Source organism: Streptomyces sp. NPDC004752, assembly GCF_053601275.1.
In genome coordinates this window covers 42,503-64,319 of record NZ_JBSGBN010000050.1, presented here as the reverse complement: position 1 = coordinate 64,319, position 21,817 = coordinate 42,503, and the positions used below count along the sequence as shown (strand labels likewise).

The window sequence follows — 21,817 nt, the reverse complement described above, 5'->3', positions numbered from 1 at the left end:
AAGTCGGAACGGGCACTTCACGCCGACACCCGCACGTTCAACGCTCTGGTGCGGCACGCGCGAGCCCTGGGCGAGCGCACCGCCGCCGAGCTCAAGCAGCGATGGCGCACCCTGCAATACGTCACGCTCAGCCCCAGTCGGATCGGCGACATCGCCCGGGCCGCCCTCGTCCTCAACGGAATCTGGAAGTGATCACCGTTGAGAAAACCTCACTCGTCTATCGAGCAGTCATTTCCGGAATCAACTGTATTACCTCAAGAGGGAAGACGCTGACGCGTATTTCGATTTGACATCCTTCATCCTGGAAAACACTCCAGAGATTCAAGACATTAGCATCGAGGCTGGTTCAACGGGCGACGCCGCCGAACTTGACTTGTACTTCACCGAGACTGCCACAAGGTCCGTCAAGGAGCTATTCTGGGCTGGCGACGGCCTTCAAATCTGGCTTCAATTTTTGCTTCACCTCTTCCGGCACAGGGCTGCCAAAACCCTTGTCTTGGACGAGCCTGACGTCTTCCTCCATCCGGATCTACAGCGCAGGTTGGTCAATGTTCTGGAAGAGAGAAATCAGCAGTGGATCCTTGCCACTCATGCGCCTGAGATCCTTGCTGAAGCTCGGCGGGACTCGGTGATCCTCGTAGACCGAACCCGCAGGCATGCTCGACACCTCCGCGACTCGAAGGCTCTGGAGCAGGCAAGCCAGTCCCTGGGAACGGGCTTTAATCTAGGCCTAGCCCGAGCCCTGCGCTCTAAGGTGGCTCTCTTCGTTGAGGGGCAAGACATGAAAGTCCTGAGAAACGTGGCTCGCAAAGTAGGGGCTAAGAGACTTGCGGGCGAAAAGGGCGTTGCGGTTATTCCTCTTGGCGGGTTCGACAAATGGGCCCAAGCTGGCTCTTTCTCTACTCTTAGCGAGAGCCTGCTCGGTGGCTCCGTGAAGGTGTACGTCATCCTTGATAGAGATAATCGAACAGAAGGTCAAGCATTTGATGTAGCGAGCGCGCTATCGCGATCCGGAGTGCACTGCCATGTCTGGCAGAAAAAGGAGCTTGAAAGTTACTTTCTGATCTCAAGTGTTATTTCTCGCCTGTCGGGCGTAGACGCGTCCGTGGTTCATGCGCTTCTGGATGAGGCTATCGAGAACCAGAAGATCGACGCGCAGGCACAGTTTCTTTATCGCCGTCAGACCGACCTGGTGAACGCAAGTTCTCACGCTATGGAGGTTACGCGTGCTGCCATTCCCGAGTTCGAGGCTTGGTGGAACGATCAGGAAATCAGGGCAGGAATGGTCCCTCCTAAAAAGGTCCTTTCATCCCTGAACGTGGAACTGGTGGCGAAGGGTTACAAGGCCGTCAGCGTGCGTGCGATTTCAAACAACATGAGAGCCGAGGAGGTTGTTCCCGAGCTCAGGAACCTCCTCCTGGAGATTGAGTCAGCTATCGCCGGTTACTGAAAACCTGAGTGCATTTGCTGGTCGCATCCAAGGTCGGCGGAACGGCTTTGGGCTGGAGCTGCTTTGGCGCGAGTGATCATGGCCCCGCAAGATTCCGGCGCGTCGGGCAGTCTGTGAACCTGCCCGGTAAAGCACGACGTTGGGGCCATGATCTTCGAGGCTCGCGCCAAAGTGGCTGCCTAAAGCCGTGGAGCCGACCGCCCCAGCCACAGAGGGTTTCTCCCCCTTCATGCCCGCAGTCGCGAGCGCGCCGCCTGGCGCGGCCAGCCGGGGCGAAGACAGAGGCAGGCCGCGCAGGGGCGGCGCGCGCCCGCGCCGTGCGCGGGCCTTGATGATGGAGAGAAGGTTTTATCCCGCTGGGATGAGGCGCTTGCCGTCGTGGCTGCGGACGTGGGGGCCGTTGTCGTCCAGGGCGTCGAGGAGCCTGACCGCGTAGACCTCGGACATGCGGTCGCTGACCTCGTCGGGGGTGAGCCAGGAGATGGTCTGTACGGTCTTCGGCTCTGGCCCGTAGTCGGTGGTGACGTTGAGTAGCCGTCCTTGATCATGATCTTGTGATGGATGTCAACTCCCTTGTGGGGACGGTGTTTTCCGGGCTGTCGGCCCTGGTCGTCGAGGACGTGGCGGACGGCGGTGACTCGGTGGTGGTCGCGGCCCGCACTCGGGATGTGGCGGTGCCGTGTCCGGTGTGCGGGACGCCGACGGCGAAGGTGCACGGGTACCACCGCCGGACGGTGCGGGACGTGCCGGTCGACGGCCGCGAGGTCGTGGTACGCCTGTGCGTACGGCGGTTGGTCTGTCCGGTTCTGGGCTGTGGGCGACAGACCTTCCGTGTACATGGCCGCTGTGCCGTTCTACTCGCGACCACGAGTCGAACGGCGATCTCCCTGAGCACGGCGGAAACTCATGAACACACCCGCCAAAGAGCATCACCCGACCCGCGTCTCCGGCAGATGCGTCAGCGTCGTCACGACGAGCGAATCTCCGCAGGTCACAGGGGATACAACACGACCAGCCCTTGTTTGCGGCTCCCGCCCAGGACTCGAATCTGCGGCCATCCGCGCCGGTCCTCTTCAGAGGTACGGAGTGGACTCCACGGTGACCCGTGATCCCGAAGACCACCGCCCGCTCCCGTTCCCATCTGTCTGGTGCTCCGCCGAGGGCACCAATCTGCGCACCGCAGAGCAGCTCGGAGAGAACCGGGATCGCCGCATCAGCCGACACGCGTCTTCGGAAGATGCGTCGACATGGCCACAATCAGCGAATCTCCGCAGGTCACGGGGTCTACATCACGACCAGCCCTTGATTGCGGCTCCTGCCCAGGACTCGAACCTGCGGCCAACTGCCGAGCCGCTTCACAGGCGCAGAGTGGTCTCGATGATGATCCGTGACCCCGGCGACCACCGCCCCCGACGGTTCCCATCTGTCTGGTGCTCCGCCGCCTGGACGACCGTGGAACCCGCGTCACGCACCCGCCGCCCGGCCGCGCAGCCGCTCGGTGATCCGGGCGCCGGCCGGAACCTGGCTCACCTGCTCGGTGAAACTCCGGCGCGGGCAGGCCGACTCGGTGCTGTACCAGCGGCGCTCGCGCCACACCAGCTCCAGCTTCCGCTCGCCGTAGGGCGGATCCCGCGGGCGGGTGTGCACGAAGCCCTTGACGCGTACGGCGAGTACCCCGCAGGAGGGGCAGGCCCGTGCGGCCTCGTCCGCGGTCGTCAGGTGTACCCGCCGGGTGGCGTCCGCGAGCCGTTCGACCTTCGAAACGGCCAGGCCGTCCAGGTCCAGCAGCAACGTCGTATTGTTGTCCAGGCCCCTGTGTCCAGGTGATCAAGCTGCGTAGAGAAGAGTCATGATCACCCATGACCACGGGCTTCCTGCGTCCAGGGGACGGACCCAACTCGTCTGGCTCTCACCGCCCGTGACGATGCCGCAGGCCACCCCCAGTTACACCCCGCTCAACTTCGAAGACCCGTCAAGGTCGCCTTCGGCGGCGCTCCGCGCTGGCCTTTCGGCCACCCTGGACAGCCCTTCCCAACCTGAACGACGGTCTGGCTATCGGGCGGCCTGGGAACCTCTGGCGCCCTGGGGATCCCGACGCACAATCATCGTCCTCATGTCCACGACGGTCACGGCGTCACCGTGCCCCCTGACCCATTCCGTGTCGTTCGGGGTGGGGGTCATCTTGGGCTGCGGTCGGTCGCTATCGCCGCGCGCCTTTCGAGTGCGCGAGGTACTTGGGAAGGCGGGAGGGGTGTGCGACCTGTTGGGTCGGGATGCGTGTTCAGAGGAGCCGGGCCCTCTTACGCGGCCGGGCACGGTGGGGGGCTGTGCTTTCGGAAGGGGGTTATGGCCGTGGAGCGGCTCGAGAACAAGGAGTTGGTACTCCGCGAGGCGCTTCGTGTCCAAAGCTGGTGGCACGCGGGACGAGTGAGCCGCCTCGGGGAAGTGACCAACGTCCGTGCGCTATTCGGGGAGGGTTCCGAGGGCCGCGCGAGCGCGGTCGTGTGCCTGGTTCCTGTCAGGGGCGTCCAGGGCGCGGCGGTACCAGTGGCTAGCCTCGTACCACTTCTGTTCGGAGGCGGCGACATCGCCGAGCAGGGCCAACACGAGTGAGGTCAGGACGGGTTCCGCGGGGTGCGGGGTGCGGGGGTCCGATGCGGGGATACTTTCCGGTGTGGAGCGGGCTGCGGGTGCGGAGTCGACTTCCGGGCCGGGTCGGGCATCCGGTGCAGGGTTGCCCTCTGGGACGGGGCGGGTGTCTGCAGGCGCTGACAGAATCTCCGCGAGGCGGTCCCAGCGGCCGGTTTCCCGTAGCAGTTGGGCGTACGCGGTCCGCGCCTCGGCCTCTGCTTCCGGGTCAGCGGCGGCCAGCACCTGCTCGAAACGGTCGGACGCCTCGGCCTGCCGCCCGGTGACGACCGCGAGCCGGGCGAGCAGCAGCAGGGCCTGCGGACGCTCCGAGCTCTCCTCGGCCGCGGCCAGGGGGAGCAGGGTCTCTTCCGCCTCCTCGGGGCAGCCGAGCTGGGCTAGTGTGCTGCCCAGGTACCGCCGTGCCTGTGGCTCCACGGCGGGGTTGCCCGATGCCACCGCCGTGGAGAGGCGGTCCCGGGCTTCCTCCAGTCTGCGCTGAGCCAGATAGGTCACGCCGAGCAGCAGACCGGCCCGGGGTGCGCTGTCCGGGATACCCATGTCCAGGGCGGCCTTGAGGAGTTCCGCGGCCATCTCGATCTCCCCGACCTCAAGGAGGTACTCACCCCGGTCGAGGTAGCTCTCGGCGACGTCCTCCTCGGCGTCGGATCCTGCAGCGTCGGCCAGGAGCTGTCGCGCGGCCGCGTGATCGCCCTGGCGAAGGCGCAGTGTGCCGAGGATCGCCCGCGCCGCTTCGGTGACATCTGACGGGTCCCCGCGGAGGGCCTGTTCCAGGAGTTCCGCGGCCCCTGCCTCGGCTGCGTCCCCGCCGTCGGCCAGAAGCTCTGTGGCCAAGAAGAGCCGGGCCGCGTCGGACGACCGTGGAACATCGGCGACCACGGCGGATCTCAGCAGCCGGAGTCCTTCCGACCGGTCGCCCTCGGCGACCCGGACCTGGCCGAGCAGCGACTGGGCCCAGGTGGCGAGCGCCGCCTGAGATGCGTCCGTGGCCTTGATGAGCAGTTCCGCCACCGGTGCGTAACCCTGCGGCTGGTCCGGGTCGACGAAGTCCGACAGCATGAGAGCCAGTTGGATCCGGGCGAGGTGGGACCACTCGTCGTGATCGGCGTCGATGGCCTGTCGGTAGGCGGCCTCGGCCTCGTCGTACCGCTCCAACAGGGCGAAGAGTTCGCCGCGCAACACCGCGGCGCGTGGGCCCTGTCCGGGATGTCCGGAGGCCGCGGCCTGTGCGAGCAGCTCCATGAACGCGGTGACGTCGTCCGGGTCGTCCGGGTCGGCCGTCCTCGCCAGCATGAGCGCGAGGTCGACGCGGGCGAGCTGGGACCAGTGCTCATGGCCGGAGGCGATGGCCTGTCGGTAGGCGGCCTCGGCCTCCTCGTACCGCTCCTCCTCGGCCAACAGATCGCCCAGTTGATCCATGGCGTACGGGGCGTTCGTCCACGGCCTGGCGGCGACCGCGGTGAGCAGTCGTTCCGCGCGGTCCGTGGCACCCTGCCCGGCGGCGAGCCCGGCCAGGGCGAGTTCGGCGGCCGGCGCCCAGTCCGGATGGCCGGACGCGATGGCCTGGCCGAGCCTGTACTCCGCCTGCTCCGCTCGCCCGTAGGCGACGTGCCAGCAGCCCAGGACATGGGCGGCGCGCGGCGCATGGGCCGGGTGGCCGGACCGGAACACGTCGCGCAGCAGCTCGCCGCCCTGCTCTTGGTCCTCGTTCCCGCTCACCAGGAGCCGCCCGAGCGCGACCTGGGCCAGCGGCCACGCCAGCGGTGCCGGGGCGTTCAGCACGCTCTCCAGCAACGGGCCCGCCTCGCTCCACCGGTTGCACTCCACCAAGAGGTCACCGAGGTTGGCGCAGGCCAGCGGTGCGGCCAGTGGGTGGCCGCCGGCCATCACCTCCCGAAGCAGTTCCTCCGCCTTGTCGAGTTTCCCCTGGTTGGCCAGGATCCAGCTCATGTTCGTCCGGGCAAACTCCGTGATCGGCGCGGTCACCGAGGCGCTCATGGTGCGGGAGAGCGTCCAGGGGCTGTTGTCCGGGATCGGCACATCGCCGGTGCGGGCCGCTCGGGACCGCAGCAGTTCGGTTCCACCGCCCGCCGGGTCCTGCTTCCGGGTACCGCCCAGGGCTGCGGGAGCGCCCTCGTCGGCGAGCATCCCGCCGAGTCGGGCCTGCGCCAGGCCAGCCACCTCGTCGTCCCCCGCGGCCAGCACGTCGTCCAGGAGCGACAGGGCCCGTTCGTGCGCCCCCTGCAGGATCAACAGCCCCGAGAAGTACACCTGGGCGAGCAGCGCGAGTTGCCGGTTGCGGCAGCCCATCGCCGCCTCCAGGAGCTCGCCGGCCCGCGCCCGGTCGCTGGCCACCAGCACCCCGCCCAGTTCGACCTGGGCCAGCGGCACCACGTCCGGGACCCCGGACTCCAGGGCCGCTTCCAAACACTCCCTTCCCCGCTCGAACTCGCCGCGGGCAAGCTCCAGTTGTCCGAGCATCACGGCTGCCCAGGCGACCTCGTCCGACTCCACGTCGATCTCCCGGACCCGGCTCAGCGCGGCCACGGCCACGTCCAGCTCGTCGCGTACGACCGCGGTGACGGCAACCGTGAGCAGGTCGGTGCTCAGGGCCGCCGTAGCGCCGAGGGCGTCGGTGCCGCCGGAGGTGCTGCCGCTCAGGGCGAGTTGCCAGGCGAAGCCCGGCACCGTCGCGCCCGAGTCGTCGGTCCTGGTGTCCAGATAGTCCGGCACATACGGGAAGATGGCGTACATCCGCTGTGCGGGCCCGTCGCCCGGCGTGCCGTCCTCGGTGACCGCGGGGACCACGGGCCGGTCCGGATGGAGCAGGGCGATCTGGCCGGCCACGGTCTCGCGCGCCCAGGCGAGCCCTTCACGGAACGCGGCCTCGTCCGCGTCCCGTGCCGGGTGCGCGTCGCTCATGTACCCGCGGAACAGCCGGAACAGGGCGGCCTCGGACACCGCCCCGCGCAGGCCCATCCGCCAGCGGTCCGCCGCCGCCCGGGTCACGGCCCACCCTTCCGGGCAGCTGTCGAAGCCGTCCGTCAGGCGCCGCTCCAGCTCGGGCGCGGCCACCAGGATCTGCCCGATGCCCCGCGCCGCGAAGTCCTCGTCCGGGTAGTGGAGGGCGGCCTCCGCCAGCTCCTCTTCGGTGAGCCGCTGCGGCAGCTCCAGCTCGCGGGCCCGGCGCAGCACGCTGCGCGCGAGCCGGCCCTGGTCGTCCGCGCGGTCGAAGAGTGCCTGCCGCTGTATCGAGGTCATGGAAGCGACCACGACGACCGGCGGCTCCTCCTGCGCGAACCGTTCCAGGACCTGGACGTCGAGTGCCCCGGGGCGCAGATAGTGATCCAGCTCGTCCAGCCAGAGGACGACCGGGTCGCCGCCGGCCGGCAGCCGCAGCCGGGACAGATCCGCCGGCGCGGTCCGGTCGGCTGCGGGCACCAGGAGCCGAGCCCGCGGCATCCGGCGGCGCAGCAGCTCGAACAGGGTTCGGGACTTGCCGGACTTCGACGGGCCGGCGAGCAGCAGCAGCCGTGCGCCGTCCGGTTCGGCAGAGAGCGCGCTGTCCAACGCCTCCTCCAGGAGCGCGTCCGGCCTGCGGCGCGCGACATACGTATCGGCGCGGTCCCCTTCGGTCCGGCGCCCGCTGTACGTGGAGGGGGTCACTCCGATGTGGTACGGATCCACCTCGCCGACGCGCGGCAGCTCCCCCGACGCCGTGAGCGGCAGCGCGAGCCGTGCCTCCAGGCGGGCCCGCAGCTTGTCCGCGGCCTGCTCCCGCACCTGTTCGGCCAGCGGGGGCCAGTAGCGGAGCAGCGCCTCGGTCTTGATCGCGTACGCGGTGCCGCTCGCGCCGGAGTCGCCGCCGCGTTCCCGGGCGTTGAGGATGCCGATCACTCCGTCGCCGTCCTCGTCATACACCGGCGCTCCGGAGAAGCCGGGTTCCGGCGCCCACCCTGCCCGCGGTTCGAGCAGCAGCCACTCGTCGCCCGCGTGGTCGACGATCTCGCCGCGCACCCCGATACCGGCGCGCGCGTGCTTCTTCGGGTAGCCGTAGGCACGGAACCGGTGATGCCAGATCCCGGCCTCCGTGGTGCACAGGGGGGCCGGCTCGGCGCCGGGCGGTGGGTCACCCGCGAGTTCCAGGACCGCCACGTCCCCCGTGCGGGCCTCGGTGACCGGATGCCAGCCGTCCGGCAGCACGGTCGCCCGGAGCGCCTCGACGTGCCGCACATGCTGGAACCGGACGTACACCGGGCCGTCGGGCGCTTCCCCGCCCCGCCCGATCACATGGGCGCAGGTCAGGACGTGGCGTGGCCCGCACATGACGCCGACTCCGTGCGCCGGGCCGTCGGGGGCCTCGCGCCGGATGCTGACCAGCCAGGGCGGCTTTTCCCGGCTGACGGCCACGGCTCGTCAGTTCCCCGGGCTCGTCGGCTGAGCCGGCGCACTCTCGGGCCGCGTCCAGCGCAGCCGTACGGCCAAGTGTCCTTCCGCCGCGGTCTTCGCGACGACGGCACCGGCCTCCGCGGTGAACTTCATGCCGAAGTCGATCTCCATCTCCTGCGGGGCGAGGGCGAGCGCGGTGTCCACGACCGACCGCAGGGTGGGCAGTGTGGACTCCAGCGACTCCCGAAGCCGTCGCCGGGCCTCGACGATGCCGTCCTCGCGGCGCGAGATCAGCTCCAGGCCCGGGGTGTCGTCGGCGACTTCCACCACGAGTTCGGAGCCCTCCGGCCCCTCGAAGCGCACCAGCTCGCTCACGGGTCCCCCTCCACCCTCGGCCTCGTCCGCACGACAGGGCCCAGACACTGGGTGCGCAGTCTAGATCCGAACCGGCCTGCTTCACAGGCGAATTCGGGTGTGAACAGGGGGGCATTCACGCCATCGAAAGGGGGTACGGGACGGGGGCGGGCAAGTACGCCCACCGGCCGGAACTTCGGAGCTACGCTGCCTCGGACAGAGGTGTGAAACAGCGGTGTGAACAGGGAAGCGGGGGCGCGGATGCCGGCTACGGACGACCCCGGTGCGCTTGGGGACGGTTCCGGTGCTCAAGCCGCCCTTTTGGCGCTCGGAGCCTCGCTGCGTTGTGCGGCGGCGGCGCTCGCGGAGATACGGGATGACGACGATATCGCCGCACTCGATGGGCTGTTCGGTCTGTTCGAGGCGCTGGAGGAGGTCCCTGCGCTGGCCGCCGGGGTTCCTCGTCTCGTGGCAGCCGCCCGGCCCGGACAGCGGCTGGCGGAGCAGTTGGACAAGCAGCTTGCCGAGCTTGGCGCGCTCCATGGACAGGTGAGGGACGACCGAACGGCACTGAAACGGCTTGCCGACACCGAGGACGAGCTGCGCCAACGCCTCGCTGAACACGCGGAGTTGCGGGAACGCATCGAGGAGCTGCGCCGCCTCGAACGCCTGGTGGACACGCTGGACGCGCTGAGCGGACAGCAGCAGGTGGTGGACGAACGCCTGGAGGTGCTGCGCTCCCGGGATACCTCCGCCGAGCAGGATCTGGCCGCGGGCTGCGGGGCGTTGGTGCGGCTCAGCGAGGACCAGCTGGACGCGCTCGTACCGCAGACCCGTGAGGCGGTGCGCCTGGCCGAGGAGAGCGACGAGCGGCTCACCGCGAAGAAGCGGGAGCTGGCCCGGGTCACCGCCGAGCTGGACGAGTCGCACCAGAACCTCGAAGCGGTCCGTGCCGAGCTCGGGGAGCGGATCCCGGAGTGGGAGCGTTACGCGCGGGCGAACCGGGAGTTGGCGGAGGCGTTGTCCGCGTGGGAGGGCGTCGAGGGCGACGCCATCGGCGAACGTCGCGGGGACCGGCTCGCCAAGGGCAGGACGGCACTTGAGCGCGCGCGCCGCGTCGCCGCCGATGTGGAGCAGCGCCTCGCCGACATCGATCGCGTGCTGCGGGAGGCGCTGGAGGAGAGAGACGGAGACGCGAACGCCGGAGCGGCCTGATCTTCCGGCGATCAGCGGTCGGGGGGCGGGACGTCGTCGGCGGTGAACGTGGAGCGGTCGGTTGCGGTCGGGGCGGTTCGGAGGCGGCGGGTGAGTCGGACCTCCATGGCGGGGACGAGGCGGCGTACCTCGCGGGCATTGCCGAACCCGTCGGGGTTGGCGCGCCGTCGGGCGTCGAACCATAGCCCGGCTCGCTGGGCGGCCTCCGGTGTGAGGACGTAGCCCTGGTCCGCAACGCTCCGGCGCAGCACCTCGACGAGCTCCTCGGTGCTGTACGGCCGAAAGTCCACGCGCGTGAAGCGGGAGGCCAGGCCGCTGTTGCTGCGCAGGAACGTGTCCATTTCGCGGGGATAGCCCGCGGCGATCACGACGAGCCGGTCGTTCCAGTGCTCCATCTCTCTGACCAGGGTGTCGATGGCCTCCTTGCCGAAGTCGGCGCCCTGGATGCCGGAACCGGCGGTCAGGCTGTATGCCTCGTCGATGAAGAGCACCCCGTCAAGGGCCTCGTGCACGGCTTCGACGACCTGGGGCGCGGTCTGGCCGACGTACTGGGCGATCAGGTCGGCGCGTGTGGTCTCGACGACATGGCCCTGGCGCAGCAGTCCGAGGTCGCGGAGCATCCCGCCGACGGCCCGCGCCACGGTGGTCTTGCCGGTGCCGGGCGGCCCTATGAACAGCAGATGCGGGGGCGCGGGCAGACTCCTGCCGCGTGCCTGGCGGTGCCGGATGAGGTCGGCGAGGTCGATGAGAGCCTCGCGCACCGAGTCGAGGCCGACCATGTCGTCCAGCTCGGACAGCAGGGTGATGTTCTCGGGGGCGGGCCGGGACAGGAGGGCACGGGACTCGGCCGGCAGGTCTTCGACGGTGAGCGGCTGCTCGATGTCCTCGCCGACCCGGTAGGCCCACTTGGTGAAGATTTTCTCGCTGAGTTCGCGCATGGTGCCGGCATTGCCGAAGTCGGGGCGGCGCGTGATGTACATCTCGGTCGCAACCTGCAGCAGTTGATCGGCCAGCGACTCGTCCCAGCGCAGGCCGCGTTTCGCCAAGAACTGCAGCAGGATGGCGTGCAGCACGTCCGGCAGGAAGTCGTGAAAGGGGATGCGCTCGCCGAACCGGCGGACGAGGCCGGGGTCGGCGGCCAGGAACTCGTCGATCTTGTCCGGGTATCCGGCCGCGACCACCACCAGCCGGTAGCGGTCGTTCTCCATTCGGGTCAGCAGGGCCCGGATGACCTCCGGGAGGAAGCTGGCGCCCTCTCCACTCAGTCCGTGCACTTCGTCGAGGAACAGCACCCCGTCCAAGGCCTGGTCCACCACGGAGTTGGCGTGTCCGGAGGTCTGTCCGACAAAGCCGGCGGTCAGGTCCTCGAGCTTGGTCTCCACCACATGGCCACGGCTCAGCACGCCCAGTTCCCGATACATCTCGCCGACGAGCCGGGCCACCGTGGTCTTCCCCGTACCGGGCGAACCGGCGAACAGCAGGTGGGGTGAGGCCGTTTCGGCGTCCATGCCGCGCCCCTGCGCGCGCAGCAGCCGTTCGGCGGTGATCCGCTTGCGCAACCGTTCCAGATGGATCTTCACCTCCTCCAGGCCCTTCAGGTCGGCCAGCTGCTCGTGGGCCGGGCGCGCGTGCCGGCCGACGGGCGCACCCGCCCCTGGACTGCCGGAGCGGGGCAGCCAGCCGCGCTCGGTCAGCTCCTTGCCGCTGAGCGGAGTGTCGCCGAGGGACCGCAGGCGGCTGCGCCAGTTCTTCACGGTGAGCGGTTGGGCCGCCATCGCTCGGACCACGGTGTCCAGTTCGCGCCAGTCGCCGATGCGCAGGCCGTGACGCAGGCGCAATCGCTTGACGAGGCGGTGCAGTTCGTCCTCGTCGGGAAAGCCGACGAGGACTGAGGGCGCGGCCTGTCGGCCCAGTCGGGCAGCCAGACCGGGATAACGGTGCTGCGACTCGACGTACTCCACACAGGCTTCGAACGTCGGGCGGGCGAAGACCAGGACGACCGGGTGGTCGTAGTCACCGTGCCGGGCCCAGTCGTTGAAGAAGGTGTCCAGCGGGCGGGTGGCGTCGGTGTGCCGCAGGGTGCTCTCCGCCTCGGTGAACACCACGGCCGTGCGGTCCGGGGGATTCGCCAGGTATCCGGCCAGGGTCATGACGGTGAACCGGTCGGAGAGGGCGCGCGGCGGTCCGGGCTCGGCGGGCGAGCCGGTCCGGTCCGTGGCGAAGGAGACGTTCCGTGTCTCGGCGGGCCCGGCGTTCCGCTCCTCTGCGGGCGGGCGGACCACCGCCCGGCCGAGTGGGCCGCGCAGTTTGGGATGGCGCATGAGCTCCGGCCCTGCTGAGCCCGCCGAATCCCTCGGCGTCTGGGACGGCCCGTCGGCCTGGGGGGCGCGCCCGGACGGCCGGGACCGTGCCTCGGAGTCCGGGTCCAGGAAGTACAGGGGTCGGCGCTGGGAGCTGTAGGCCACATACGCGCAGGACTGAGCGCGCAGCAGGTGCCACAGCGCCGCGTCCAGGTTCCGTTCCCGGTAGTCGGCGCCGATGAAGGTGTCGTCCACGCCGGGCCCGTACACCACGGTGAACGGTTCGCCGACGCTCAGCCGCAGGTCGGCGAAGCGGGAGCCGAGCCGGTCGGTCATGAGGCGCCGTCGGCCGGGTGCTCGGGCAGCGGGGCACTGCCCTTGCGGAACCGGTCCAGGTCGGGGGCCTCCGGCTCCGGGATGCCGGGCTCGCTCTCCAGGGCCCCGGTCGCAAGCCCCTCCTCCCCGAGCGCCTGCCGTACCGCCTCGACCCGGCCCCGGAGTTCGTGTTCCGCGGTCGTGTCGTAGTCGTAGGAGAGGACGCGCAGGATCTGCCCGGTCTCACCGTCCGGCGCGGGCAGGACCTGCACCACGATCTTGTTGCCAGTCATGTGCTCGAGGACGGCGTGGTACGAGCGGCGCTCGTCCTCATCCTGGTACTCGCTGTCCGCCAGCTCATAGCCGCCGATCCGTGAAAGCGTCCCGGCCACCGAATCGACGAGATTCACGCGGAGCTGTGAGGCGAGCATCTGCATGCCAGCCCGGTCCACGACCTCGCCGAGCCGCTCCTCCAGGACCGCCGCCTCGGCGAGCAGTTCGCGCTGCTCGGCGGCGGTCCTGGCATCGGCCCTGGCCCCGGAGAGCCGCTCGGCCACCTGCCCCCGCAGTTCTTCGAGCTCGCCCTCCGACCAGTGGTCCACGTCGAGTTCGACCCCGGGGAACGGCCGGCCGTCGGGCCCCATGACCGGCCTGACCTTGTTCTGCGTGATCAGGGTCTCGACCAGGACCAGGGCGTCGGTGGCGGCGTCCTGGGCGAGCCGCCGTTCCAGCTCCCGGTGCTCGATGTCCAGGCGCAGTTCGCTGAGGTCGAGGTAGACGGCCTGCGCCAGGGAGAGTGCGGCCTCGTGCTGGCCGGCGTCGCTGTTGTGGCGTGCCGTGTCGAGGTTCAGGCGGAGTCGGTCGAGCTTGCCGGGGGCGTGCCGTTCGTGCGGCAGGGTGGTCGCGATGAGATCGGCCATCGTGGCGCCGTCGGCCAGCCAGTCCCGGGCGGCGGCCGCGGCACGGTCGCGGTTCCCGGCCATCTCGTCGACGCGTCCGGTCAGATCGGCGATGTCGCGGCGGCGCTGGTCGCGTTCGGCGGCGAGCTCGCGTTCCAGGGCCGCGCGCTGTTCCGCGAGCATGGTGCGGGTGTCCCGTTCGAGGCGGTCCGCGGTGCCGCGCAGCTCCTGCTGCAGGCGCTCGGACTGCTCGCGCAGCCTGCGTCCGGTGTCCCGCTCCAGCCGCTGGGTATGGGCCGCGAGGCCGGAGAGCGCCTCTTCGGTCCGGCGGGCCCGCTCCTCCAACTGGGCGCGCGTGCGGGCCTGGTCGGCCTCGGTCTGCCGCCGGACCTCCTCCAGCAGTCTGGGAACGTCGCGCCGGACCTGCTTGAGGTTCTGGGCCGCCCGCTGGGCCCGGTACCACTCGGTCTCGTCCACCAGGATGCGCTTCTTGCCGCTCATGGTCAGTAGTCCTCACCTGGTCGGTTGGCGGCGATCCGCGCCCGGGGGTGCCGGGGCGTCGCGTCGGGGGTCTCGGGAAGGGGCAGCCGCGAACGGGCCTCCTCCACCGCGGAGTCGAAGGCCGCGAGCAGTCCCGGAGGGGGGACTCCGACCAGCAGGGCGGTGGTCCCGTCGACGGTGATCTCGGCGGTACGAGGCCGGCCCGTGAAGTCGTATCCGCATCCGGCGAGCCGGGGGGTGAGGTGGTGGACGCGCTGGTTGCTGCTGCCCCGCAGCCCCTTGCCGTCGTCCAGGCCGGCGACGTACTGGCCGTCGATCAGCACATCCAGGAGGCCGAGCAACTCGGTGACCCCGGCTGCAGGCGGGCGGGAGCGCAGCCGGTCCAGGCGGTAGCCGGTGAAGCAGATCACCGAAAGGTCACGCCGTACGCGGGCCGCGCGGACCAGCGCGGCAAGCCCGGCGGCCTGGGCCATTGGCTCGCCGCCGGAGAGCGTCAGACCCGTCACGCCGGGATCGGCGAGCAACTCCTCGGCCAGCTCGGCAGGATCCACGTGGCGGGCGGCGCGGTCCGGGATCCACTCCGGTGCCAGACAGCCCGCACAACGGAACGGGCAGCCCTGCACCCACACCACCGACCGGCGTCCCGGCCCCAGGGCATGGGTGCCGACCCGGGTGGCGGCGACGTTGAGGTAGTGGCCGCTCACGGCAGGTCCCGTTCCGAGGGGGCGGGTCGGTCGGGCTGCGCCGTCGGCCGCGGCGGGGCGCTGCGCCAGGGACCGTCCTCGTCGGGAGGGAGGGAACCGGGCCGCGGGATCGGCAGGGGGTCAGGCACCCCACCGGCTCCCGGTGCTGCCGACGGCTGCCCGTCGAGGTCCTGCCGGTAGGCGAAGCTGATGCCGTTGATCATGACCTCCTCACCCGGTCGGCAGACGGCGTCCGCGCTGCGTGCCGGAGTGCCGTCCGGGCTGTAGCGCAGGTGCAGCGCGATCCCGCGCCGGCCGTCGGCCGCCCGGAAGCGTCGGCCGTACACGCGGCCGCTGCCACCGATCTGCGGCGGCATGAGCGCCAACTGCCGCCCGCGCAGGACGATGTGGTCCTGCGGGCCGTCGCCGAGCGGGGGCGACAGGACCAGTACGCCGCTCAGGACGGCCCGGTTGCGCCGCAGCCACAGCAGCAGGGCCGCGAGGAGGGCCGCCAGCGGAACGCCGATCAGCAGGGGCAGGGTCAGCTGCGAGCCGACCTCGGCCCGCAGCCGCAGCCCCTTCGCCGGTCCGTCCACCGCCGCCGGCACCTCGAACTTCACGTCGTCGAGAGTGGCCGCCCAAGGCGTCGCGACCTTGCCGTGCACGGTGAGGCCGACCTCGTCCTCCCAGGTACGCCGGACCGGCGGCCAACCGGAGTCGGGCTCGCCGCGCACCTGGACGTCGAACTGCCGTGCCGCGCCCGGTTTCAGGGACACCTGGTCCGGCAGGCCGGTGACAGTGAGCGGCTGTCCGTTCAGGGTCGCCCTGAGGCCGGTCACGGTCAGCGGCAGCCGTTTGGTCGTGGCGGTCAGCGTCAGCGTTGCCGTCGCACCGCCGTTGTCCAGGTCGAGTGCCTTGGTGGGCGACAACGTGGCCGTGACGCCCCTGCCCGCGTCCTGTGCGATCAGCCGCGCGGCCTTGCGCGCCCGGGCCCGTTCGGCGGCCCGTCCGAGGTACTCGGAGAGGCTCTGGACCGAATCCGGCCGCAGCTCGCTGGTGTTCGGGATGACGCGGGCCAGCTGCGCGGTGCCGGACTCGTCGGTCGCGAGCGGCAGGGAGTAGGCGGCCAGTTCGTGTCCGTCGGCCAGCTTGTCGGCCCGGTTCCGCAGCGCGTTCCAGGCCTGCCCGTCGGACTTGGGGTACTTGGAGCTCTTCGGCGGATCGTGTTTGCCGTCCGTGAACATCACCACGGAGCCGACCTCCGCGGCGTCGGGCCGCTCCAGCTCGGTCAGGCCGCGGTCCAGGGCGGCTCCGATGTCGGTTCGCACGCCCGAGGGACCAGCTTGGGCGGGCAGCTTGCCGATGATGCCCTTCGGGTCGGACGGGTGGCCCAGATAGACCGTCTCGGCCTTGTTCCCGAAGGTGAACAGGGCGACATAGTCCCGCGGCGACAGACCCGTCAGGAACGGCAGCAGCGCCGACCGGACCGACGAGTACCGCCCTTTGTTCATCATCGAGCCCGAGACGTCCACCAAGACGACGTAGTCGGCGGGAACTTGGTCCAGGCCGAGTTCGGAGTAGATCTCGGAGCGGCTGGGCGCCGATCCGGCCCGGGCCTGATCGGTGGCCGGACGAGCGACCGCAGGAGTCGTCCCGGACGCCGCGGCGGCCAGGATCGTGAGCATCAGGGCGGTGAGCCCGGCGACGGCGCGGTGGACGGTACGGGCGCGCGTTCGTCCCGGCCTCGGGCGTGGCGGCGGCTTGTTCATCGGATGAGAGCTCCTCGGGCACGGCGGGCGGTGGGGACGGGTCGGCGGGGACGGATCAGGTTTCGGGCAGGACGGGCAGTGGGCCGAGCGGAAGGCAGGTCTCGGCGTCCGGGCCCTGTGCGACCGGGCGCAGCACAAGGTCCGCCGCCCCGTCCGCGCCGACGCGGACACCGATCCGGCAGAGCCCGTCCGGTGTGCCGGTGGGCAGCGCGAGGTCCGGCAGCGGGACCGGGCGGCCGCCGGGGCCGACGGCCTCGATCCGCAGCGGGCGCCGGGCCGCCGCCTCGGTCAGCACCTCGGCCGGTCGGCCGTCCCGGGCGGCGAACACGGTGTCGCCGCCCGGCTCCAGGACCCCGGGGGCGGCCAGTTCGAGCTCCTCGGTGTGCAGTCGGCCGGCCCTGCGAGTGTGGGTACTGAGGCGGACGGCGTACGGGTAGCGGTCGCAGGGGTCGGCGAGGCCTGCCGCCACCAGGGCGCCGCCGGCCGCCGCGGCGTACCCGGCGTCCACGTCCGCGGGCAGCGGAACCAGCCGGTGGCTCTCGCCCAACCGCCGGGTGAGCGGCTCCAGCCGGGCCAGGCCTCCGGCGAGCAGCAGGGGCGGCTGCTCCGTGGCGCCGGGCGGCGCGGCGACCTCGGCCAAGGCCCGCCGTACGGTGTCGATCAGCAGCGGAAGGGACGTCCGTACGGTCCCCGCGGTGATGTCCCGGTCACCCAGGCGGTAGACCGGGGTGTCGTCGAAGAGGTCGGGGCGGTCCATGGCCCGGGCCACGGCGAGCCCCAGTCGGCGGCCGTCGGGGTCGTCCAGGCGCGCGGCGGCGAGCAGACGGTGCCCTTTCTCGTCGTCGGGCAGACCGGCGGCGGCGAGGAGTGCCGTGTCAAGTTCCGTTCCCAGAAGGTCACTTGGCCCGGTCTTCTCGGCGGTGGCGCGAAGGAGCACCGAAGGGCCGGTCAGTGTGCAGCGTGCGGCGTCGACGGCGCGGGCCCCGGCGTCGCACACGAGGTATTCCCCGGTGTCGGCCGCCTCGCCCGCGGTGTGCCGGGCCAGGGCGAGCAGGGCGTGCGCGGTGCCGATCGCCCGCACCCGTGGGCAGCCCGCCTCGGCGAGGGCGTCCGTCGCGGGGCCGGCCAGCGCACGCGCGGAGCGACGGGGCAGGACGACCACGGCCCCGGCGGGCGGACCGTATCGGGCAAGGTAGACGCCGTATGCCTCGCGCAGCGCGGCGACGAGCCGGTCGCGTACGGCGGGCCGGTCGCGTACGGCGGCGGAGAGCGGCAGTCCCTCGCCCGGCACGTCACCGGGCAGCGGTACCGGACGCGGCGGCCCGGCGCCGGGCCGCGCGGTGGCGAGCCGCGCGTAACGGGTGCCGATATCGAGGGCGAGGGTGTACGGCGGGTTCATGGGCGGTCATCACCTCGGCCCTTCCGCCACGGGAGCCAGGACTTGGTGCCCTGGTCGGGATCGGCATAGGTGCCGGGTACCGGGCCCCTCGGTGCGTCGTACGGCATGCCTGCGGAGGACTTCGGCTTCTGGCGCATGAGTTTGATCGCGCGCTCGACGTTGTCCTTCAGCTCCTCGTGGCGGTCCAGCGCCCATTGCCGGACCAGGTCACCGAACCGCAGCTGGGAGATGGAGTAGTAGAGCAGGTCACCGAGCGCCTGCTGCGGGGAGCTCCGGTTGAGGTGCCCGGCCAGTCGATGGACCGTGTCGCCTCGTCCGGCGTGATCCTGGAGCCAGGGCTTGATCGCCTCGAGCACGGCAAAGGGGTACTCGATGGTCTGCGCGCGCCTGGCATACCGGGAGTTGGGACTCGCCCGCACGATGGCGTCGCCCAGCTGCTCGGGGGCGGCCGTACGGGTGGCGACGAGCCGGCGGATCTCGGAGGTGTAGGCCAGCCACTGGAGGTCGGGGCGCCCCCTCAGACGGTGCTCCCACTGCGCGGGCATGCCGTGGGTGATCCAGTCCCCGGCCTGTGTCAGCAGCTCGGCGATACGGCTGAGCAGGGGTCCTTCCAGATTCTCCAGACCGCCTGCGACCGGATCGTCCTGAGGGTGAGTCAGCTCCCACAGGACCGGATAGGGGACCTGGTCGAGCCGGCTGCCGACCAGCGCCGAGGCGACCGCCTCCTGCCCTTGGCCCGGCAGCCCCAGTCGCCGCAGCAGACGCCTGAGGACTCTGGCGTATTCGGCAGCCGCCTTGTCGCCGTCCGCGAGGAGTCGAGAACGTGGCAAGTCCCATCCGAGCAAGGGGAGTTGGATCAGATCGGCCCAGGCGGCGTGCTCCCCCGCAAGGCCGGGCTGCCTCGGTACGAGGATGTCGATCCGGCGGAGTAGGAAACCCCGGTCCTCATCGGTGCCGCTCTGCCCCGCAGCGACGTCGTACAGTTCTGGTTCGAGCCAGGCGAGCACGTCCGGATTGCGGGCGTGACAGGCGAGGTGCAGGCCGGTGCGCCAAGCGGTCGCGGAGACTGCGGCGAATGCCTCGAGGCTCTCCACATCGCGCGGGGCGGCCGGCAATTCGCGGTGGATCAGGGCGACGCCGCGCAGCCAGTGCGGCGCGTTCGGCTCGCTCACCGCGCCGGGCCGGCGCAGCAGTTCCCGGACCAACTGGTCGTCCAGGGTGCCCCGCTCGGCGTTGACGTCGAGCCAGGCCAGCGCCAGTTCCGGGCGGCGGACGAGGACGGCGTGCACTGCGGCGGCGCTGTTCGCATCCAGATCCTGCTGCATGGCCTGCAGCAGCGTGCTCCGCGACCGTAGGCCGTCCGGTGTTCCGCCCGCCCCGCCCCCGTCGAGGTAGCCGGTCAGGACCACGATGTGGGCCCGCCGGTCCCGTGGCTCCGCGGCGGCCGCCAGGTCGAGGATGCCACGCACCCGCTGCGGGGTCTGGCTCTCGGCGGGCCAGGAGTTGAGCTCGTCCGCGAGGGCCTCGCCGACCCGGGGGGACCAGTGCTCCAGGAGCAGGCTCCGGGCCTGTTCGCGCTCTGCCTCGAACCGGGCGCCGGGCAGGGTGCGGCACGCCAGATGACGCGCAATCTGCGCGGCCTCCGGCTCGATCAGGCTCTCCAACGGGGACCGGCTCAGCAGCCTGGCCACATTGCGCAACTGACTCGTGCCCCGGTCGATGTCCCCCATCACCATCGCCTGGAGGTCGAGGTCCCGCAGATGCTGCAGCGCCTGTTCGGCGTCGTGTGGGGTGAGCGGGGCCCGATGGGACAGCAGGTGGGACAGCACTGCCTCGATGCCCTTCTTCTGCCGCAGCCGCAGCAGCTCCGCCAGATAGGCGCGGCCCTGACTCGTGCCGGGCTCCTGCGGCGGCGGCCCGGCCAGTACGGCATGGCACTGGCTTCCCCGGGGCCGTAGCGCGAAGGTCAGCCGCAGCTCGTGGTCGGCGCCGTGACCGGCCCAGGTCGCGGCGGACAGCCAGGTGCGGCTGCCGTACGGCAGCAGGGCGCAGATCCCGTCGAGCACGGCGACCCGGGTGACGGCGTTCAGACCGGCGTGCTCCGGGGACAGCGTGATGGCCACGTGTCGCCCTTCGAGGAGCAGCGTGGCGGACCGCGCGGCCCACTCGAACCCGATGTCGTGCTCGATATACCGGGCCAGCTTCGCGACCGTGGTGGGTGCCGCGTCGAGGACGATGTGCGGCGGGTGTCCGTCGCCCGGGTCCGTGGTCGGCCACTCGGTGTCCAGGGCCGCGTTGTAGAGCGAGGACCAGGTCAGCCCGGCATCGCTGGTCGGCTGCCAGTCGAGGAGCAGCAGCCGGGCCGAGTAGCTGATCCGGCCGGTGGCGTCCCGCCCGCCCGACCAAATGGTCTCCACCAGGCCGGTCACGGGCCGGCCGGACTCGGTGCCGCCGAGGAACGCCACCCAGGGCAGCGCGTCGGCATGGGCGCGGTCGGCGCGTGGCGTGTCCGTGGACGCGGCCCAGAAGTACTTCTGGGCAATGCGGGGTTCCACGCTGCCCGCCTGCACGTCGTAGGCCACCTGCCCCGGTGCCTTGCCCTGGAGGGACCAGGCGGCGTGCACCGAGGCCCCGGCCGGCGGTTCGCTCACTTCCGCCTCCACCACTGCTTGCCATCGCGTGGCGGCCGTTCGGCCGTGCCCCGCAGACCTCCCTCAAGGGCCATCAGCGGCTCGATGACGTTGATCGGCGTCGGCGGAGAGCTGCAGATCCGCTGGCCGTCCGGCTCCACATTGACGTAACTGCGGTAGTCGAACTGGTTGTTGGCGTTGAGCCGGAAACCGATGGCGGAGCTGGCGTGGTAGGACATCCGATCGGGGTGAAAGAAGTTGCCGAGGGCGTCCCGGACCAGACGGGCGCTGCCGCCGCGGAAGCTGTTGCAGATCCAGTCGAAGAAACCCTGCGCCTGATCGTCGGGGACCCGCGGGATGGCGCCGACCTGCTCCTGGGTGACCCAGCGGGCCCGCAGCGCCGGCTCGAAGACGTCCGGGTGGTCGAACTTGGTGATGCACACCGCGACGTGGTGCGGCAGCCGGCCGTTCCCGAGGAGGCGGCCCTCGTCGCGCACCCGGGCCGCCATCTGACTGGCCATCCCGTAGAAGTAGTTGATGCTCGCGGTCTGCTGGTTGGCGTCCAGGAGGGGATCGAACAGGTAGACAAGGCCGCCGCAGCTAGTCAGATGGGTCACGGCCTGCTCGTGCAGATCCTCGGCGACCTGGTTGGACCTGGGGTTGAACGCCTCTCCCGGGAGGTCGAGCACCTCCAGCGCGAACGACATCTGCCGGGGGATACCACGGCCCCGGGCGCCCTGTGTCTCGCCGTTGAAGGACCATCTGAGGTCGCGCTGCGCCCGGGTCGCCTGGGGGAACCGCTGCTCCGACACGAGCTGATCCACGCTGTCGTGCAGAAACTCCGTGGAGGAGGGGTCCATCCCGGCGACCACCCAGTTCACCCCCTGCCGCCGGTGCTGCATCGCGGCGATCGGTACGGCGCCCAGGAACGTCGTCTTCCCGGAGCCGGAGGCTCCCCAGACGCCGATCCTGACACCGACGGGAGGGGCGCCATGCAGCTGGGGTATGGCCTGTGGCGGCTGGATCCGGTCGGTCACGGTGTGGCTGTCTTGGACGGCGGGCTGCCGCGGCTGGTGTTCGGGGCGAGGGGGCGGGACGGGGGCCGGTGCGGGGGCGTCGGGCCTGCCGTTGAGGGCGAGCGACTGCCAGTCGCGTTCCGTATTGGCGTGCCCGTTGCGGGACTGCCCCCGATCCGGGGAGCCTGCCTCGTCCCCGTCGCCCTCGGAGTCCGGGCCAGGTCGATACTGCGGTGTCGTCATGGACT

At 70.8% G+C, this 21,817-nt stretch carries 13 protein-coding genes and 2 pseudogenes; 4 read left to right on the top strand and 11 right to left on the bottom strand.

The features are described from left to right. Positions 1 to 192 (top strand): transposase family protein (locus tag ACWEKM_RS21815; protein ID WP_451622835.1); only part of this gene is annotated, 192 nt, incomplete at its 5' end. A 52-nt stretch (positions 193 to 244) separates the two neighbouring features. Beyond that, positions 245 to 1,450 (top strand): ATP-dependent nuclease, encoded by a 1,206-nt coding sequence (locus ACWEKM_RS21810; protein WP_451622837.1) that lies wholly within the window; start codon positions 245 to 247, stop codon positions 1,448 to 1,450. A gap of 348 nt (positions 1,451 to 1,798) precedes the next feature. Here ACWEKM_RS21810 and ACWEKM_RS21805 read toward each other — a convergent pair. Continuing rightward, positions 1,799 to 1,933: pseudogene (locus tag ACWEKM_RS21805) on the bottom strand (NUDIX hydrolase); the annotation flags it as partial. A gap of 74 nt (positions 1,934 to 2,007) precedes the next feature. On the opposite strand from ACWEKM_RS21805, the pseudogene ACWEKM_RS21800 reads away from it, so the two are divergent. Then, positions 2,008 to 2,283 (top strand): annotated as a pseudogene (locus ACWEKM_RS21800) (transposase family protein); the annotation flags it as partial. 631 nt (positions 2,284 to 2,914) lie between these two features. Here the strand turns inward: ACWEKM_RS21800 and ACWEKM_RS21795 are convergent. The 3 genes from ACWEKM_RS21795 to ACWEKM_RS21785 all read right to left on the bottom strand — a co-directional run bounded on the left by ACWEKM_RS21795 (position 2,915) and on the right by ACWEKM_RS21785 (position 8,863). Next, on the bottom strand, positions 2,915 to 3,241 hold the full coding sequence (locus ACWEKM_RS21795) for a transposase family protein (protein ID WP_451622834.1): 327 nt from the start codon (positions 3,239 to 3,241) through the stop codon (positions 2,915 to 2,917). A gap of 672 nt (positions 3,242 to 3,913) precedes the next feature. Continuing rightward, positions 3,914 to 8,509: a trypsin-like peptidase domain-containing protein gene (locus tag ACWEKM_RS21790; protein WP_451622833.1), complete on the bottom strand. Its 4,596-nt coding sequence runs from the start codon at positions 8,507 to 8,509 to the stop codon at positions 3,914 to 3,916. Positions 8,510 to 8,515: 6 nt separating this feature from the next. Continuing rightward, positions 8,516 to 8,863: a CU044_2847 family protein gene (locus tag ACWEKM_RS21785; RefSeq protein WP_308402812.1), complete on the bottom strand. Its 348-nt coding sequence runs from the start codon at positions 8,861 to 8,863 to the stop codon at positions 8,516 to 8,518. Positions 8,864 to 9,163: 300 nt separating this feature from the next. On the opposite strand from ACWEKM_RS21785, the gene ACWEKM_RS21780 reads away from it, so the two are divergent. Next, positions 9,164 to 10,057: a hypothetical protein gene (locus ACWEKM_RS21780; RefSeq protein WP_451622832.1), complete on the top strand. Its 894-nt coding sequence runs from the start codon at positions 9,164 to 9,166 to the stop codon at positions 10,055 to 10,057. 11 nt (positions 10,058 to 10,068) lie between these two features. On the opposite strand, the gene ACWEKM_RS21775 is transcribed toward ACWEKM_RS21780, so the two are convergent. The 7 genes from ACWEKM_RS21775 to ACWEKM_RS21745 are packed head-to-tail and all read right to left on the bottom strand — an operon-like array spanning position 10,069 to position 21,812. Then, positions 10,069 to 12,693 (bottom strand): AAA family ATPase, encoded by a 2,625-nt coding sequence (locus ACWEKM_RS21775; RefSeq protein ID WP_451622831.1) that lies wholly within the window; start codon positions 12,691 to 12,693, stop codon positions 10,069 to 10,071. After that, entirely contained in the window at positions 12,690 to 14,072 is a 1,383-nt protein-coding gene (locus ACWEKM_RS21770; protein ID WP_451622830.1) for a hypothetical protein, read from the bottom strand. The genes ACWEKM_RS21775 and ACWEKM_RS21770 overlap by 4 nt, the downstream gene beginning before the upstream one ends. Positions 14,073 to 14,074: 2 nt before the next feature. Further along, positions 14,075 to 14,776 (bottom strand): 4Fe-4S single cluster domain-containing protein, encoded by a 702-nt coding sequence (locus ACWEKM_RS21765; RefSeq protein WP_451622829.1) that lies wholly within the window; start codon positions 14,774 to 14,776, stop codon positions 14,075 to 14,077. Next, a complete protein-coding gene (locus tag ACWEKM_RS21760) occupies positions 14,773 to 16,524 on the bottom strand; it encodes a vWA domain-containing protein (RefSeq protein WP_451622828.1) in 1,752 nt (583 codons plus the stop codon). Before ACWEKM_RS21760 ends, ACWEKM_RS21765 begins: the two co-directional genes overlap by 4 nt. A 55-nt stretch (positions 16,525 to 16,579) precedes the next feature. Continuing rightward, complete coding sequence (locus ACWEKM_RS21755; RefSeq protein ID WP_451622827.1) at positions 16,580 to 17,923, bottom strand: hypothetical protein; 1,344 nt, start codon at positions 17,921 to 17,923, stop codon at positions 16,580 to 16,582. Further along, positions 17,920 to 20,574: a hypothetical protein gene (locus ACWEKM_RS21750; protein ID WP_451622826.1), complete on the bottom strand. Its 2,655-nt coding sequence runs from the start codon at positions 20,572 to 20,574 to the stop codon at positions 17,920 to 17,922. Before ACWEKM_RS21750 ends, ACWEKM_RS21755 begins: the two co-directional genes overlap by 4 nt. Beyond that, the gene (locus ACWEKM_RS21745) at positions 20,571 to 21,812 is read right to left on the bottom strand and encodes a hypothetical protein (protein ID WP_451622825.1); all 1,242 of its coding nucleotides are present in this window, start codon (positions 21,810 to 21,812) and stop codon (positions 20,571 to 20,573) included. The genes ACWEKM_RS21750 and ACWEKM_RS21745 overlap by 4 nt, the downstream gene beginning before the upstream one ends. Positions 21,813 to 21,817 lie beyond the last annotated feature (5 nt).